17 protein-coding genes are annotated in these 16,112 nt (G+C 72.4%); 10 read left to right on the top strand and 7 right to left on the bottom strand.

Translation table 11 applies throughout. The features are described from left to right. Positions 1-8: 8 nt before the first annotated feature. From ACIRRS_RS07020 to ACIRRS_RS07005, 4 genes are all read right to left on the bottom strand, one after another. Positions 9-1,943, bottom strand: a complete 1,935-nt coding sequence (locus ACIRRS_RS07020) for a branched-chain amino acid ABC transporter permease (protein ID WP_402966384.1) — start codon at positions 1,941-1,943, stop codon at positions 9-11. A gap of 5 nt (positions 1,944-1,948) precedes the next feature. Next, entirely contained in the window at positions 1,949-2,878 is a 930-nt protein-coding gene (locus ACIRRS_RS07015) for a branched-chain amino acid ABC transporter permease (protein WP_402966180.1), read from the bottom strand. 116 nt (positions 2,879-2,994) lie between these two features. Beyond that, complete coding sequence (locus ACIRRS_RS07010) at positions 2,995-4,236, bottom strand: branched-chain amino acid ABC transporter substrate-binding protein (protein WP_402966178.1); 1,242 nt, start codon at positions 4,234-4,236, stop codon at positions 2,995-2,997. Between the two features lie 711 nt (positions 4,237-4,947). Beyond that, the gene (locus ACIRRS_RS07005; RefSeq protein WP_402966176.1) at positions 4,948-5,436 is read right to left on the bottom strand and encodes a PaaI family thioesterase; all 489 of its coding nucleotides are present in this window, start codon (positions 5,434-5,436) and stop codon (positions 4,948-4,950) included. 266 nt (positions 5,437-5,702) lie between these two features. On the opposite strand from ACIRRS_RS07005, the gene polA reads away from it, so the two are divergent. The 4 genes from polA to ACIRRS_RS06985 all read left to right on the top strand — a co-directional run bounded on the left by polA (position 5,703) and on the right by ACIRRS_RS06985 (position 9,650). Then, a complete protein-coding gene (gene polA, locus ACIRRS_RS07000; RefSeq protein ID WP_402966382.1) occupies positions 5,703-8,387 on the top strand; it encodes a DNA polymerase I in 2,685 nt (894 codons plus the stop codon). Positions 8,388-8,568: 181 nt separating this feature from the next. Continuing rightward, on the top strand, positions 8,569-8,730 hold the full coding sequence (locus ACIRRS_RS06995; protein WP_402966174.1) for a hypothetical protein: 162 nt from the start codon (positions 8,569-8,571) through the stop codon (positions 8,728-8,730). Beyond that, positions 8,673-9,116 carry a CGNR zinc finger domain-containing protein gene (locus ACIRRS_RS06990; protein WP_402966172.1) on the top strand — a complete coding sequence of 148 codons (444 nt, stop codon included), beginning with the start codon at positions 8,673-8,675 and terminating at the stop codon, positions 9,114-9,116. Before ACIRRS_RS06995 ends, ACIRRS_RS06990 begins: the two co-directional genes overlap by 58 nt. A 9-nt stretch (positions 9,117-9,125) precedes the next feature. Next, a complete protein-coding gene (locus ACIRRS_RS06985) occupies positions 9,126-9,650 on the top strand; it encodes an AAA family ATPase (RefSeq protein ID WP_402966170.1) in 525 nt (174 codons plus the stop codon). Here ACIRRS_RS06985 and ACIRRS_RS06980 read toward each other — a convergent pair. Further along, entirely contained in the window at positions 9,640-10,086 is a 447-nt protein-coding gene (locus ACIRRS_RS06980; RefSeq protein WP_402966380.1) for a MarR family winged helix-turn-helix transcriptional regulator, read from the bottom strand. The two genes, ACIRRS_RS06985 and ACIRRS_RS06980, sit on opposite strands and share 11 nt — an antisense overlap. A gap of 115 nt (positions 10,087-10,201) precedes the next feature. Between ACIRRS_RS06980 and ACIRRS_RS06975 the strand changes: the two genes are divergently transcribed. From ACIRRS_RS06975 to ACIRRS_RS06960, 4 genes are all read left to right on the top strand, one after another. Continuing rightward, complete coding sequence (locus tag ACIRRS_RS06975) at positions 10,202-11,071, top strand: alpha/beta fold hydrolase (protein ID WP_402966168.1); 870 nt, start codon at positions 10,202-10,204, stop codon at positions 11,069-11,071. Positions 11,072-11,082: 11 nt separating this feature from the next. Next, positions 11,083-11,625: a hypothetical protein gene (locus ACIRRS_RS06970; RefSeq protein ID WP_402966166.1), complete on the top strand. Its 543-nt coding sequence runs from the start codon at positions 11,083-11,085 to the stop codon at positions 11,623-11,625. A gap of 25 nt (positions 11,626-11,650) precedes the next feature. Further along, on the top strand, positions 11,651-11,974 hold the full coding sequence (gene cutA, locus ACIRRS_RS06965) for a divalent-cation tolerance protein CutA (RefSeq protein ID WP_402966164.1): 324 nt from the start codon (positions 11,651-11,653) through the stop codon (positions 11,972-11,974). Between the two features lie 80 nt (positions 11,975-12,054). Then, a complete protein-coding gene (locus ACIRRS_RS06960) occupies positions 12,055-12,978 on the top strand; it encodes a hypothetical protein (protein WP_402966162.1) in 924 nt (307 codons plus the stop codon). 82 nt (positions 12,979-13,060) lie between these two features. Here ACIRRS_RS06960 and ACIRRS_RS06955 read toward each other — a convergent pair whose 3' ends face one another. After that, complete coding sequence (locus ACIRRS_RS06955) at positions 13,061-13,507, bottom strand: anthrone oxygenase family protein (RefSeq protein WP_402966160.1); 447 nt, start codon at positions 13,505-13,507, stop codon at positions 13,061-13,063. Between the two features lie 89 nt (positions 13,508-13,596). On the opposite strand from ACIRRS_RS06955, the gene ACIRRS_RS06950 reads away from it, so the two are divergent. Continuing rightward, a complete protein-coding gene (locus ACIRRS_RS06950; RefSeq protein ID WP_402966158.1) occupies positions 13,597-14,199 on the top strand; it encodes a TetR/AcrR family transcriptional regulator in 603 nt (200 codons plus the stop codon). 53 nt (positions 14,200-14,252) lie between these two features. On the opposite strand, the gene ACIRRS_RS06945 is transcribed toward ACIRRS_RS06950, so the two are convergent. Further along, positions 14,253-15,170 carry a GNAT family N-acetyltransferase gene (locus ACIRRS_RS06945; protein ID WP_402966156.1) on the bottom strand — a complete coding sequence of 306 codons (918 nt, stop codon included), beginning with the start codon at positions 15,168-15,170 and terminating at the stop codon, positions 14,253-14,255. A gap of 121 nt (positions 15,171-15,291) precedes the next feature. On the opposite strand from ACIRRS_RS06945, the gene ACIRRS_RS06940 reads away from it, so the two are divergent. Beyond that, complete coding sequence (locus ACIRRS_RS06940; RefSeq protein WP_402966154.1) at positions 15,292-16,095, top strand: GNAT family N-acetyltransferase; 804 nt, start codon at positions 15,292-15,294, stop codon at positions 16,093-16,095. The last annotated feature ends 17 nt before the right edge of the window (positions 16,096-16,112 follow it).

The following is a 16,112-nucleotide window of genomic DNA, read 5'->3' as shown; positions in this document are numbered from 1 at the left end:
GTGGCGGGTCACGCCCCTGCCTTGGTGAGTGCGGTGTCGTCGGCGGGTCCGGTGGGTCGGGCGGGCGCGGTGGCCTCGTGGAACTCCAGCTGGCGGCGCCGGTTGGGGATGAGGCCTTCGGGGCGGACGCGCATGAGGACGATGAGGGCGGCGCCGAAGGCGAGGAGCTGGTAGTCGGCGAGGAACTCGAGCTTCTTGGGGATGAGGAAGAGGAGGGTGGCGCCGACGAGGGGTCCGCTGATGGTGCCCATGCCGCCGAGGATGACGGCGGCGAGCAGGAAGGCGGAGTTGGGCGGGAGGGCCTCGGCGAAGGTGTACTGGTCGGGGGTGACGGTGTAGCTGACGTGGGCCTGGACGGTGCCGGCGAGGCCGGCGAGGCAGGCGCCGAGGGCGAAGGCGAGGAGCTTGAGGCGGAAGCCGTTGATGCCCATGGCCTCGGCGGCGGTCTCGTCCTCGCGGATGGCGACCCAGGCGCGGCCGATGCGGGAGTCGCCGACGCGGGCGAAGACGAGGACGACGAGGGCGGTGACGAGGAGCATCAGCAGGTAGTAGTTGGAGAACCGGCCGAGTTCGATGCCGGCGACCTCGTGGGTCTTGCCGAGGTTGAAGCCGAAGATCTCCAGGTCGGGGATGCGCGGGATGCCGTTGGAGCCGTTGGTGACCTTGGGGCCGGTGGTGCCGTTGAGGTTGAGCATGGTGATGCGGAAGATCTCGCCGAAGCCGAGGGTGACGATGGCGAGGTAGTCGCCGCGCAGCCGCAGGGTGGGGGCGCCGATGAGGACGCCGAAGATCATGGAGACGGCGGCGCCGGTGAGCATCGCGGCCCAGAACGGGAACTGGACGTGGATGGGCGAGGCGGGGGAGCCGGAGACCAGGGCGGCGGCGTAGGCGCCGACGCCGAGGAAGGCGACGTAGCCGAGGTCGAGGAGTCCGGCGAGGCCGACGACGATGTTGAGGCCGAGGGCGACGGTGCCGAAGATCAGGATGTTGGTGGCGACGGAGGTGTACTGGTCGCTGGTCTGGGTGAAGGGGAAGCTGGCGGCGGCGGCGAAGGCGGCGCCGGTGGTGACGGGGCGGTGCTTGACGGTGAGGGCGCGCAGCCGGGCGAGGAGGCCGGAGCGGCCGAGGGCGGGGACGGCGGTGGCGGCCAGGAGCAGGCAGCCGACGAAGAGTTCGCCGTACTCGGTGTCGATGCCGAAGGTGATGGCGAACAGTCCGAGGCCGAAGGCGACGATGATCAGCAGGATCTCGGCCCAGGAGGGGAGTTCGCGGGGGGTGGGGAGGCGGCGTTCGACCTTGCCCAGGCGCAGCCAGGAGTTGGCGAGGTGGCCGAGCTGGAGGAGGAGGACGGCGCCGGTGGCGAGGGCGAGGCCGCCGGCGAGGGCGGTGAGGACGGGGGCGACGGGCTTGTCGTCGGGGACGGCGTGGGTGCCGATCCAGACGAGGGGGGCGGCGGGGACGAGCAGGTAGAGCCGCTTGTCGAGGATGCGCAGCGGGACGTGGGTGCGTCGGTCGAGGGGGAGGCCGAGGGCGCCGGCGAGGGTGGTGAGGCCGCCGGCGGCGAGGATCCAGCCGCCGGGTTCGAGGTTGGCGAGGCCGCCGAGTTCGTCGGAGATGGCGGCGACGGAGTAGACGGCGACGGCGAGGGCGCCGGTGGCGGCGAGGAGGACGGCGTTGTTGCTGCGCAGGGGGGCGGCCCAGCGCAGGCCGGTGACGCCGTGGGTGGCGAGGAGGAGGACGAGGGTGAGGAGGCCGGCGGCGAGGGCGAGCCACTGGAGGCCGGCGGGGGAGCCGGTGTAGGTGAGGTCGCCGGGGAAGTCGCTGGTCCAGGTCCAGGGGAGTGCGGCGGAGGCGGCGGTGAGGAGGGCGCCGAGGCCGGTGAGGGCGGTGGCGGCGTTGGCCGGCAGGGGGATGACCGGGGTGGTCTCGGTGGTGGTGGTCATGGTGGTCACGCCCTGTCCGCGACGCGCTCGCCGAGCAGGCCTTGGGGCCGGACGAGGAGCACGAGGATGAGGAGTACGAAGGCCCAGACGTCCTTCCAGGCGCCGCCTCCGAAGAGGTGCATGCCGGGGATGTGCTGGACGTAGCCGGAGGCGAGGGCTTCGGCGACGCCGAGGGTGAGGCCGCCGAGCATGGCTCCGTAGATGTTGCCGATGCCGCCGAGGACGGCGGCGGTGAAGGCCTTGAGGCCGAGGAGGAAGCCCATGCGGAAGTCGACCTGGCCGGTGCGCAGTCCGTAGGCGACGGCGGCGACGGCGGCGAACGCGGCGCCGATGGCGAAGGCCATGACGATGATGCGGTCGGTGTCGATGCCCATGAGCTTGGCGGTGTCGGGGTCCTGGCTGGTGGCCTGCATGGCGCGGCCGGAGCGGGTGCGGTTGACGAACCAGCCGAGGGCGAGCATGCACAGGGGCGCGGCGATGATGAGGAAGAGGTCGCTGCGCTGGATGGTGACGGAGCCGAGGGTGAAGGGGTCGCCGGGGATCTTGGGGAAGACGCGGGCCTTCTTGGCGTCCGGGTAGAAGGAGAAGACGAGTTGCTGCAGGAAGATGGACAGCCCGATGGCGGTGATGAGGGGGGCGAGTCGGGGGGCGTTGCGCAGGGGCCGGTAGGCGAAGCGTTCGGCGCCGATGGCGGTGAGGGTGGAGACCAGGATGCCGGTGAGCAGCATCAGCGGTAGGGCCAGCCAGAGGGTGGTGCCGCCGGGGAGGGCGAGGTAGGCGGTCAGGGCGCCGAAGCCGCCGACCATGACGATCTCGCCGTGGGCGAAGTTGATGAGCTGGACGATGCCGTAGACCATCGTGTAGCCGATCGCGACGAGTCCGTAGAGGGCGCCGAGGATCAGGCCGTTGGCCAGCTGCTGCGGTAGGTCGTGCACCGCTGGGCCTCCGTAAAGCGTTCGGGGTGTCCGCGTGGGTGGTGGATGTGGGGGCGCGCGGGGGCACTGGTGGCGCCCCCGCGCGCTGGGGTGCTGCTGTGGGGTGGGGGCGGTGGTCAGCCCTTGAAGGTGCCGGACTTCTCGACGGCCCACTTGCCGTCCTTGACGGTGTAGACGGTCAGCTGCTTGTTGGTGGTGTCGCCGAACTCGTCGAAGGAGACCTTGCCGGTGACGCCGTCGAAGCTGACGTTCTGGACGGCGTCGCGGACGAGTTCGCGGGCCTTGCTGTCGCCGAGCTTGCCGTCGGCCTTGACCTTCTTGACGCCCTGGATGATGGCCCAGGCGCTGTCGTAGGAGTAGCCGCCGTAGGTCTCGTAGGCGTCCTTGTAGCCGGCGGCCTTGTAGTCGTCGATGAACTGCTTGGCGGTGGGCAGGGATTCGACGGGGAGGCCGACGGCGGTGGCGAGGTCGCCCTGGCCCTTGGGGTTGAGCTTGATGAAGTCGCCGCTCTGGATGCCGTCGCCGCCCATGAGGGGGACGGTGACGCCGGCGTCCTTGAGCTGGAGGGAGAGGGGGCCTGCGGCGGGGTACTCGCCGCCGTAGTAGACGGCGTCGGCGCCGGAGCTCTTGACCTGGGTGACGATGGCGGAGAAGTCGCGGTCGTCGGGGTTGACGTGCTGTTCGCCGGCGATGGTGCCGCCGAGCTTGGTGAACTCGCCCTTGAAGGTGGCGGCGAGGCCGGCGCCGTAGGTCTTCTGGTCGTCGATGAGGAAGACCTTGGTCTTCTTGGCGTCGGTGAAGAGGTACTGGGCGGCGAAGGGGCCCTGGACGGCGTCGGTGGTGGCGGTGCGGAAGTAGGACTTGAAGGGGCGCTTCTTGTCGCCGCTGGCCCACTTCTCGCCCTGGGAGAGGGCGACGCCGGTGTTGGCGGGGGAGATCTCGACGAGGTTCTTGTCGTCGAAGATCTGCTGCATCGACTGCGCGACGCTGGAGTTGAGGGGGCCGACGACGCCGAGGACCTTGTCGTCGGCGGTGAGCTGGGTGGCGTTCTGCTGGCCGGGGGCGGGCTTGCCGGTGTCGTCGAGGGCCTTGATCTCGAACTTGACGCCGGGGACCTCGTTGGTGGAGTTGGCCTTCTTGACGGCGAGTTCGACGGAGTTCTTGATGCCGAGGCCGAGGGCGGAGAGGTCGCCGGTGAGCGGGGCGTCGACGCCGATGACGACGGTGGTGGTGGCGGCGTTGTTGTCCTTGCCTCCGGCGCCGTCGCCGTTCTTCTTGTCGCTGCGGGAGCCGCACGCGCTCAGGCTGAGGGCGCCGATGACGGCAATGCTCACGACAACTGCTGCACGATGACGCACGAGGGTTCCCTTCGGTTCGGGAGGCGCCGCGCCTGACAGGCGGGTGCCGGGATGCGCGTGGGGCAGAGCCCAGATCAAGTGGCGCGGTGACTGGCCGTGACTCTAGATGCCCCCAGGCGACTCGGGCAGTGCTGCGGGAAGGCTGTGATTCTCTTGTTATGAGCACACGGAGCATTTGTCTCAGCATCTGGGAATTGTGGCTTGATCGATTCGGAACGACCGCGTGTCTACGCCCTGGTAGGCCGATGTAAGGCCCGTAAATGCGGGGTGCAGCTGGCAGCGTCGATAATCGGACGCCGGTGTTCGGTGTGCTGCTTTCGGGCGTGCACGTCCGTATTTCGGACAGTGGGGGCGTGGCGAGGATGCTCCGGGCGGCTTTCCGGCCTCGGAACTGCGGGTTACGTGGACGTCCTAGTTATTACGCAGCGTTACATTCGTGCGAAGCGGGCCGGGGTTCGGCGCCGGCCGGGCACGGACGCAGAAGGCCGCCCCCTCGTCCTGACCAACGCCTGCCCAGGGGGGCGGGTGGTCAAACAAGGGGGCGGCCAAGGGATTTGACTTCGACTTGACTGAACTTGCTTCAGTCGTAGGGATGTTGTGAGGGTGTCGGCCTGCGGGTGTGCGGCGCGGGTCGGCAGTGCGCTCCGGGCCGGCGGTGCGCTCCGGGCCGGCGATGCGCCTCGGGTCGGGCGCGTCCCGGTCCGGCGCGTGTCAGAGGTCGCGCAGCATGCAGGTCAGCCGGCAGCTGGTGATCCGCTTTCCGGTGTCGTCCGTGATCGCGATCTCGTACGTCGCGGCCGTGCGGCCCTTGAACACCGCCGTGGCGACGCCGGTCACCAGTCCGGAGGTCGCCGAGCGGTGGTGGGTCGCGTTGAGGTCCACGCCCACCGCGTAGCGGCCGGGTCCGGCGTGCAGCATCGCGCCGATCGAGCCCAGCGTCTCGGCGAGCGCGGCCGAGGCGCCGCCGTGCAGCAGCCCGTACGGCTGCTGGTTGCCCTCCACCGGCATGGTGCCGACCACGCGGTCGCCGGAGGCCTCGACGATCCGGATGCCCATCCGCTCGCCGAGCTCGCCGCCGGAGAAGGTCTCCGGGTTCACGCCGAGCTTGGCGAAGTGGTCCAGCACGTCCTGGGGGACGTTCAGGACGGGGGCGGGGTCGGGCGTGGCGCCGGGCGCGGTGTCGCGGGTCGCGTCGGTCATGGGGGGCTCCTGCCGCTGGGGGTGTCACATCATCGTGCTGCCTGTGATCGTACGACCGGCCTACTCGGCGGTAGCGGGCCTCCCGCGCACCTGGCGTGCCGCTCGCAGCCCGCTGGGGCGGCGGGGCGGGCTGTTGACGCGGCGCCCCTTTTGTCGGTGCCGGGCCATAGGATCGGTGGCCGGTAGTGGAATCGGCAGGAACGGACGTTGACGTGGCTACGCAGAGTACGGACAAGGGCGCGGCGGGTGGCCGTCGGCCCCGGCTGATGCTGCTCGACGGGCACTCGATGGCCTACCGGGCCTTCTACGCGCTGCCCGTGGAGAACTTCAACACCTCCACCGGCCAGCCCACCAACGCGGTCTACGGCTTCGCCTCGATGCTCGCCAACACCGTCCGGGACGAGCAGCCCACGCACCTCGCGGTCGCCTTCGACCTCTCCCGGCAGACGTTCCGCTCCGTCGCGTTCCCCGACTACAAGGCCAACCGCGCCAAGTCACCCGACGAGTTCCGCAGCCAGATCGGCCTGATCGGCGAGCTGCTCGACGCCATGAACGTTCCCCGGCTCACCGTCGAGGGCTTCGAGGCGGACGACATCATCGCCACCCTGGCCACCGCCGCCGAGGCCGCCGGCTTCGACGTCCAGATCGTCACCGGGGACCGCGACTCGCTGCAACTCGTCACCGAGCACGTCACCGTCCTCTACCCCACCAAGGGCGTCTCCGAGCTCACCCGCTACACGCCGGAGAAGGTCGCCGAGAAGTACGGCGTCACGCCGAACCAGTACCCGGACCTCGCCGCCCTCCGGGGCGACCCGTCCGACAACCTGCCCGGCATCCCCGGCGTCGGCGAGAAGACCGCCGCCAAGTGGGTCAACCAGTTCGGCTCCTTCGAGGAACTCGTCTCCCGCGCCGACGAGGTGAAGGGCAAGATCGGCGAGAAGCTGCGCGACAACCTCGACTCCGTCAAGCGCAACCGGATGCTCACCGAGCTCGTCCGCGACGTCGAACTCCCGCTGGGCGTCGACGACCTGGAGCGCCGGCCCTTCGACAAGGGCGCCGTCGGCACGCTGATGGAGTCCCTGGAGTTCCGCAACGACAACTTCCGCGACCGCGTCTTCGGCGTCGACCCGTCCGGCGCGGCCGAGGAGGAGGTCGAGCTGGCCCCCGGCGTCGAGGTCGACGGCGAACTCCTCACCGACCCGGGCACGCTGGCCTCCTGGCTGCGCGAGCACGGCTCCGACGGCAAGACCACCGTCGCCCTCGCCGCCGTCTACACCTGGGCGCTCGGCAGCGGCGAGGTCACCGAAGTCGCCCTCGCCGCAGGGGAGTCGGCCGCCTGGTTCGACCCGGCGCAGCTCGCCGAGGAGGACGAGCGCGCCTTCGCCGCCTGGCTCGCCGACGCGGCCGCCCCCAAGGCGCTGCACATCGCCAAGCAGGTCATGCGCGCCTTCGCCGAGCGCGGCTGGACGATCGAGGGCGTCGTCGCCGACACGGCCCTCGCCGCGTACCTGGAGAAGCCCGGCCGTCGCACCTTCACCCTGGAGGCGCTCGCCGAGGAGTACCTCGCCCGCTCCCTCGCCCCGGCCCCCGCCGCCGAGGGCGGCCAGCTCACCTTCGACGCGCCCGAGGAGGACGAGACGGCCGCCGCGCAGGCCCTGATGCTCCAGGCCCGCGCCGTCCTCGACCTCGCCGCGCTCTTCGACACCCGCCTCGCCGAGGTCGGCGCCACCGAGCTGATGCGGGACATGGAACTGCCCATCGCCGCCCTGCTCGCCCGCATGGAGCGCAACGGCATCGCCGCCGACCGCGAGTGGCTGGGCACCCTGGAGTCGCAGTTCGCCGCCGAGATCCAGCGCTGCGCCGAGGAGGCCCACGTCGCCGCGGGCCACGAGTTCAACCTCGGCTCGCCCAAGCAGCTCCAGGAGATCCTCTTCGGCGAGCTCGCGCTCCCCAAGACGAAGAAGATCAAGACCGGCTACACGACGGACGCCGACGCCCTGACCTGGCTCGCCACCCAGACCGACAACGAGCTGCCGGTCATCCTGCTGCGCCACCGCGACCAGGCCAAGCTGCGCACCACCGTCGAGGGCCTGCTCAAGACCGTCTCGCCGCAGGGGCGCATCCACACCACCTTCAACCAGATGGTCGCCGCCACCGGCCGGCTCTCCTCGCAGGACCCGAACCTGCAGAACATCCCGGTGCGCACGGAGGAGGGCCGGGCCATCCGCCGGGCCTTCGTCGTCGGCCAGGGGTACGAGTCGCTGCTGACCGCGGACTACTCGCAGATCGAGCTGCGCGTCATGGCGCACCTGTCGGAGGACGAGGCGCTCATCGAGGCCTTCGTCTCCGGCGAGGACCTGCACACCACCGTCGCCTCCCAGGTCTTCGAGGTGCCGGGCGCGGCCGTGGACGCCGAGATGCGGCGCAAGATCAAGGCCATGTCGTACGGCCTCGCGTACGGGCTCTCCGCGTACGGGCTCTCGCAGCAGCTCGGCATCAAGCCGGCCGAGGCGCAGGGCCTGATGGACACCTACTTCGAGCGCTTCGGCGGCGTGCGGGACTACCTGCACCGGGTGGTGGAGGAGGCCCGGGCGACGGGGTACACCGAGACGCTGCTCGGGCGGCGCCGGTACCTGCCGGACCTCAACAGCGACAACCGGCAGCGGCGGGAGATGGCGGAGCGGATGGCGCTCAACGCGCCGATCCAGGGATCGGCGGCCGACATCGTCAAGATCGCGATGCTGCGGGTGGACGAGGCGCTGCGGGCGGCCGGGCTGGGCTCGCGGATGCTGCTCCAGGTGCACGACGAAATCGTGCTGGAGCTGGCTCCGGGGGAGCGGGAGCCCGTCGAGGCCGTCGTCCGGGAGCAGATGGCGGGGGCGTACCCGCTGCGGGCGCCGCTGGACGTGTCGGTGGGCGTGGGGGCGAACTGGGAGGCCGCCGCGCACTGAGCGGTGGTCGGTTCGCCGGGGCGTCGGTTGGTCGGTTCGCCGGTTGGTCGGGGGCGGGCTCGGATGCTTCGGTGTCCGGGCCCACCCGTTTACCTGCGGACTTTGCGATTGCTTTACCATTGCGCTCAGGGAATTCGGTGAGCGAGAGCGGTGGTCGGGTATGGCGCGTGGGAGCCGGTGGGTGGCGGTCGTGGACGTGGGGGCGGTCGTGGTCGCGCTGGTCGTCACCGTCCTCGTGCTGCGCGCGTTCGGGTTCGGGGGCTTCCTGCCGGTGCTGATCGGCGGATGCGCCGGAGCGGCCACCGTGCGCCTGCGGCTCGGGGCGCGTCTTGTGAGGGGCTGACGGGGGTCACCCGCAGGTGGAGGGCGGCCAGCAGGAGGCAGGCCGCGGCCGCCGTCGAGGAGCGCGTCGACGACGCGGCGCGGGCGCTCAACGCGCTGCTGCTCGACAGCGGGGCCCGGCCGCAGTTGGACCGGGCGCCGGGGGAGCCCTGGCAGGTGCACTTCCACGGCGCCGACGACTCGTACGCGGTGGGCTGGAGCGCCGGGTGCGCCACCGGGCTGGCGATGGCGATCGGCGGGGACTACGCGGGGCGTCTCGGCGTCTGCGCGGCGCCGCGCTGCGACCGGGTGTACGTGGACACCTCGCGCAACGCGGGGCGGCAGTTCTGCTCCACGGCCTGCCAGAACCGGGTGAAGGCCGCCGCCTTCCGGGCGCGGCGGGGGTAGGGTCGGTTCGTGATCGTATGGCTCAACGGGACCCACGGCGCGGGCAAGACGACGACGAGTGCGCTCCTGCCCCAACTGCTCCCGGATGCCCGGGTGTTCGACGCGGAGAACGTCGGCGGGATGCTCATGGACATCACGCCGGGGCTGCCCGGGACGGACAACTTCCAGCACTGGCCGCCGTGGAGGCCGCTCGTGGTGGAGACGGCGCGGCGGGTGCTCGAGTATGTCGGGGGCACGCTGGTGGTCCCCATGACCGTGCTGGTCGAGGAGTACTGGCGCGAGATCAGCGCCGGGCTGGCCGAACACGGCATCCCCGTACGGCACTTCGTGCTGCACGCCGATCAGGAGGCGCTGCGGGGGCGGATCGCGGGGGATACCGTCGTCGGGCCGAACTCGCGGTTCCGGCTCAAGCACCTGGAGCCGTACGCCGAGGCGGCGCGGGGGTGGCTGCACGCCGAGGGCGAGGTCGTGGACACGACGGACCTCGCACCGGACGAGGTGGCGCGGCGGATCGCGGGGGCAGTCAGGGGCTGAGGGGCTCCCGGGCGGCCGCTGTGACGGTGGCCGTCATGGTCTCCAGGAAGCGGCGGACGGCCTTCAGCTCGGAGGGGTCGAACTCGCCCATGGCCGCGACCAGTTGGGCGATCAGCGTGCCGAAGAAGCCCTGACCGAGGTCCATCGCCCGCTGCTCGACGGTGAGGAGCACCCGGCGCCGGTCCTGCGGGTCGCGCTCGCGGCGGACCAGGCCGAGGCGCTCCAGGCGGTCCACCAGGCCGGTGGTGCCCGCCGAGTTGAGGTGCAGCGCCTCGCCGAGGCGGCCGGGGGTGACCACCTGCCCGGCGCGGGCGGCGTCCAGGAGGTGGATCAGGGCGCGCAGGTCGGTCGGGTGGAGGTTGTTGCGGGAGGCGAACTCGGCTCCGAAGAGGTCGAGTTCGACCGTCAGCGCGCGCATCAGGTGGATCAGCCGCATGGGCTCCGGCTGGGGTGTGGCCTCGGGCACCCTCGTCTCCGTTCCGGGCACGTGTGTGCCACTATTCTCTCGCTGAGCGAGATACTTGTTCTGCGAGTGGTTCCATCATGCCCTGATGTCCCCGCTGCTGGAGGTTCCACCCATGCCGGCCCGCTCCTCCTCCTTCCTGAGTGCCTACGACGCCCTGCTCGCCCGCTGGCCCGTCCCGGTCGAGCCGATCGACGTCCGCACCGCCCACGGCACCACCCGGGTCAACGCCTGCGGCCCGCGCGACGGCCGCCCCCTCGTCCTGCTGCACGGAGGCGGCTCCACCTCCGCGATCTGGTTCGCCAACGCGGGCGCCTGGGCCGAGGCCGGCCACCGCGTCCTCGCCGTCGACCTCATCGGCGACCCCGGGCGCAGCGTCCACGACGGCGACCCGCTCGGGGGCGTCCCCGGGCTGCTCGGCTGGCTCGACGCCGTCCTCGACCGGCTCGGCGTCGAGGAGGCCGACCTCTGCGGCCACTCCTACGGCGGCTGGATCGCCCTGACGTACGCCCTGCACGCGCCCGGCCGGGTCCGGCGGCTCGCGCTGCTCGACCCCACCCAGTGCTTCGCGGGCTTCCGGCCCGGGTACCTGCTGCGCGCCGTGCCGCTCTTCCTGCCCGGGCGCACGGCGGGGCGGGCCCGGGCGTTCCTGGACCGGGAGACGGGCGGCGACCTCGACGCCGACTTCCGGGAGGTCTACGCGCTCGGGTACGCCGACTTCCCCGCCTCCCGGGTCGTCACCGGGCCGCGACCGGATGCCGCTTCACTGCGGGCGCCCGCGCTCGTCCTGCTCGCCGAGGGGTCGCGCGCGCACGACGTACGGGCCGTGGCGGCGGGAGCGGGGGCGGTCGGGGCCGTTGCCGTTCTGCCGGGGGCGACGCACCACAACCTGCCGATGGCGGCGGCGGGGGAGGTCAACGCGCGGGTGGGGGCGTTCCTGGGGGAGGTGGGTCGGTAGGATCTGGCGGGTTGTCGGGGGAGCAGGGGGAACTCATGGACGTGCGGCGGGTGTTGCGGCAGCCGAAGGTGGTGGCGCCGGTGGTGCTGGGGGCGCTGCTGCTGGCGGGCGGTGGGGCGGGCTGGGCGCTGTCCGGTGGGGACGGGGGGAGGGCGGTGGCGGTTCCGGTTCTGTCGGCCTCGCCTGCTCCCACTCCTGCTCCTGTTCCTGTTCCTGCTGTGACGCCCACGGTGACGCCCACGCCCAGCGAGGCGCCGTCGCCGACCCCGCAGCCCGTACAGACCGCCGCCGCTCCTACGGATGCGGACGAGCCGGAGCCCAGCACCCCGCCCGCGACCAGGAAGCCCGCGCCCCGCCCGGCCTCCACGGCCAAGCCCAAGGCGCCGCCCGCGCAGGACCCGCACGACATCGCCCCGGTGCCCTGCACCGTCTGCGAGACCAAGCCCCAACCCGGCTCGGGCGACTGCTACCCGCGCGGCGCGGGCCAGGTCATGGTCTGCGGCCCGGTGCAGACCGGCAGGCCCGTCGAGCCGTCACGCTCCCCCGGGCACTGACCCCGGGCGGGGTACGGTGCACGACGTGACGAGCGACTTCCTCGTGGTGACCACCACCCACGACGACGAGACGAAGGCCCGCGACCTGGCCGCCACCCTGGTCCGCGAACGCCTGGCCGCCTGCGCCCAGGTCTACCCCGTCCGCTCCGTCTACTGGTGGGACGGCGAGGTCCAGGATGCCACGGAATGGCGCCTCGACCTCAAGACCCGCACCACCCTGGCCCCCCGACTCACCACCCGCATCACCGAGTTGCACCCGTACGACACCCCCGAGGTCATCGCCGTCCCCCTCACCACCGGCTCCCCCGCCTACCTGGCCTGGCTGACGGCCGAGACGCATGACGTCTGACGTCTGACGGGTCTGCCGCGCTGGGGGAGGAGGACCGCTGGGCCGGGTGGCCGGAGGCGTGGGCGGGCAGGGACTGCGACGTGCGTGCGGTGGCGAGGGCGATCCCGAGGGAGGTCAAGGACGGCTTCCGGTACGACGAGATCCCCTGGCGGCGGTTCTGGCACTTCTACGGCCCGGGTGAGGAGGTCCCCGGGCTCCTCGACATGCTCGCCTCCACGGACGCCGGCGCCGCCGACCGCGTGCTGTGGCGGATCCGGGAGGCCCTTCACCACCAGGGCGGCACGATCGAGGCGGGGGCACTGGCGGTGCCGTTCCTGTTCCGGATCGCGAGGGCGAGGCCCTCCGGGCTGCGCGCGGAGATCCTTCGTCTGGTCGGCGAGATCGGGCGGTGCCAGCACCTCGGCGACGGGTCGCGTGCGGGCTTTCTCCAGGTCTCCGAGGACTCGATGACGATGGGGGCCGCAGAATGCCCCGTGGACTGGGCGATTCAGGCCGCACGGGAGGCCGTCACGGACGATCTGCACCTCCTGCTGCCACAGCTCTCCGACCTCGATCCCGAGGTCCGTTCCGCTGCCGCGTTCGTCCTGGCGGAGGTGACCGGTGAGGTCCCGCGCGTTTCGACCGCGCTGCACGGCAGGCTGGCCGTCGAGGAGGATCCGGCGGTCCGGGTGACCCTGGTCCTGGCGATCGCCCAACTCGCCCAACTCGCCCGGGAGCACCGGGAGCACCGGAGGCACCGGGAGCACCGGGACGAGGGTGCTCCCGCGTGGGCCCGGGGCCTGTGGTCGGATCCCGGCCGGCGGCCCGAGGACCGCATCGGTGCCGGCCTCGCATGGCTGTGCCTCGTCGACGACCCGGCCCCCGACGAACTCCGAGCCTTCCTGACCGACCCCGGCACCGTGCGCTTCGGCGACGCGCTTCAAGGGGTGCCTTGGATCGCGAGCGTCGACCACGTCGCCGGCCTGCGCAGCTGCGTCGGCGAGATGCTGCCGCGGGGGAGCTGATGGGTCCGCGCAGGAAGTCGGCGGGGCCGACTTCCTGCGCGGGGCGGAGCGTGGGGGCGGGGGTCGCCGGGCCCGGGAGGGGTCACACGAGGGCGGTGACGAGGAGGGTGAAGGCGGCGATGAGGACGGCGACGCGGGCGTAGTGGTAGCGGTCCCAGCGGGCGGACTGTTCGCGCCAGTCGGCGGGGCGGTTCTCGGGGGTCCAGGTCTTGCTGCGGTTGTTGATCGGGACGAGCAGCAGGACGGACATGACCACGCTGACGAGCAGGAGCGCCGCACCGGTGACGACCAGGCCGGTGCCGTGGTGGTGCCACCCGGTGGCGGCCCAGATCGCGCTGAGGACGACCGAGCCGATGTACCAGAACGGCATGACGGCGCCGAGCATCCGGCCTCCGTGGGCGCGGCCGAGCTGGTAGCTGTCGTCGGGGAGGGCGTTGAGGATCGGGTTGATGACGAAGGCGACGGCGAATTCCACCCCGACCATCAGGCCGACGGACACGACGGTGACGACCTCGAGTGCGGTGAGCATGGCGACCCCCTGGGATCTAGCGTTGCTAGCTGATGAGGCAAAGCTAGTACTGCCGTAGCTCGATTGTCTAGCGGTGCTAGGATCGAAGCATGTCGGTACAGGAACGCAAGCAGCGCGAGCGGGCGGACCGCGAGCGCCTCATCGTCGCGACGGCCCGGGAGCTCGCCGAGCAGCAGGGCTGGGACGCGGTCACCACGCGCCGGCTCGCCGAGCGCATCGAGTACAGCCAGCCCGTCCTCTACAGCCACTTCAAGGGCAAGCGCGAGATCATCGGCGCCGTCGCCCTCCAGGGCGCCACCGAGATGGCCGCCGCCGTACGGGCCGCGACCGCCGCCGTGAACGTCGGTACGGACGCCGCCGCGGAGGGCCCGCGCGCCCGGGTCGCCGCCCTCGCCCGGGCCTACCTCGACTACGCGGAGCGCAACCCGGCGGTGTACGACGCCATGTTCCAGCTCGACGGCGGCCTGGCGTTCGCGCGGGAGGACACCCCCGAGCCGCTGAAGGACGCCTTCGCCGCCCTGCTGGAGAACCTCGGCGCGGTCGCGGGCGAGGGCGTCCACCCGGGGCTGTTCACCGAGGTGTTCTGGGCGGCCCTGCACGGCCTGGCCACCCTGACCCGGGCCGGACGGCTGCCGCCGGGCGAGGCCGAGCGACGGACGCGGCTGATCGTCGACCGGCTCGCCGTGGTCTGAGGGTATAAGGGTCTGAGGGTTCGGGGGTCTGAGGGTCCGGGGGTCCGGGGGGCCTACCCGGGGCCGAGCGCCTTGCCGTACACCGCGCAGCCGCGGCGCACCGTCATGCCCAGCCGCTGGTACAGCGGCAGGGCGCCGGCCTCCGAGTGCGTCCACAGGGTGCAGGAGCGGTGCCCCCGCAGGTAGTTGGCGCGGAACGCCTCCCGCAGCAGCAGCCGGGCGAGCCCCCGGCCCCGGTGGTCCCGCCGCACCGCGACCCGCTCGACGTACCCCTCCCGCGCGTCCGGCGCGTCCAGGGACAGCACCGCGCCGACCATCTGCCCGTCCGCGAACGCCACCGGGGAGAGCGAGGGCGCGAACGAGTCGAGCCCGACGCTCAGCCGCGCCCACTCCTCGTACGACTTGCGCCGCGCCTGCCACTCGTCGAAGGCGTCCTCGGTCAGCTCGTACGCGGCCCGCTCGTCCCCGGGCCGGAAGGAGCGCAGCGTCACCCCGGGCGGCGGCGGCCCGGGCACCACCGGCTCGGCGGGCATCGCGATCTCCAGCAGCCACTGGGCGACGAACGGCTCGTACCCGCGCGAGCGCAGCAGCTCCACCGCCGCCCGGTCACCGTCCGGGACGGTCTGGCTCAGCCGCTCGCCGCCCGCCCGTCGCGCCCTCGCCTCCGCCCAGTCGAGCAGCGCGGCGCCCAGCCCCCGGCCCCGGTGCCCGGGGTGGACGTCGACGGCGCTGCGCCGCCCGCCGTGCACCCAGGCCCGCCCGGCGAGGCGCCCGGCCGTGTCGTGCACGAGCAGCGTGTCGAGGGCCGGGTCGACGCCGGGCAGCGCCAAGTCCGCGGCGATGCGGTCGAGTTCCGTCTCGGCGCGGCCCAGCAGCTCCCGCTCGCAGGCGGCGACCAGGGCGTGGACGGCGGGGGCGTCGGCGAGGGCCGCCGGGCGGTGGAGGTACGGGGACGGGAAGGGATCGGCCATGGGGTGATTCTGCGCCCTCGGCGGCTGCGGGCGGCCCGGATTCCCGCGATCTGGAGTGGCCCATTCAACGCGTACGGAATTGGACCGTCGGCCGGGCCAATTCCGTACTACCGTACGCGCAATGACCACAGGATTCCCCACCGCATTCCCCGCCGCATTCCCCACCGCGACCGACCAACCCGCCTCCCTCGCCGAGGCGCCGACCCGCCAGGCCCGCAACTCCGCGGCCTTCTGGACCGCGACCGGCCGGAGCCGGGGCCACGAGGTGACCAGGCGCCGCGGATTCGTCGCGGTCGACGGCGACGAGCGCGCTGGCCTGCGGATTCTGATCCAGGAACCCGACCTCGACCAGGGCGAGGTGGACGAGCTGAGCGGGCACGTACGCCGGGCCGTCGGGCCGGTGAACGTCGAGGACCCGTTCAGCGCGGCCGACCTGGGCCACCTGGGCATGCGCAGCTGGCAGATGCCGATCATGCTGCGCCTGCCCGGGCCCGTCGGCGAGCCGGCGGTGGACGTGGTCCGGGTGCGGCGGCCCGAGGACCTCCGGGCGGCCGAGCGGGTCGTCATCGACGGCTTCGAGCTGGACCAGTTCGAGCCCCACCGCCCCGGCGAGCTGTTCCCGGCGGCACTGATCGAACAGCCCGGCGTCGACGTGTTCCTCGCCTCGTACGACGGCCAGGCCGCGGGCGCCTGCGTCAGCGTCGTCGCCGACGGCTTCGGCAGCCACTACTGGGTCGCCACCTCCGCCGCCGCCCGGTCGCGCGGCCTGGGCCGGGCCGTCATGCTCGGCGCCCTCGCCCACATGGCCGACCTGCCGGCCACCCTCACCGCCTCGAAGCTGGGCCGCCCGCTCTACGAGTCCCTGGGCTACACCGTCGCGGCCCCCTCGACGTGGTGGGCCGCTCCGCGCCGTCCCGCGCCGTAAACGGAGGGACGGTAGCG

The sequence above is a fragment of the Kitasatospora sp. NPDC101183 genome (genome assembly GCF_044767945.1).
Lineage (GTDB): Bacteria > Actinomycetota > Actinomycetes > Streptomycetales > Streptomycetaceae > Kitasatospora.
The sequence above is the reverse complement of the archived record's forward strand: the minus strand, read 5'-3'. Positions and strand labels throughout refer to the sequence as shown.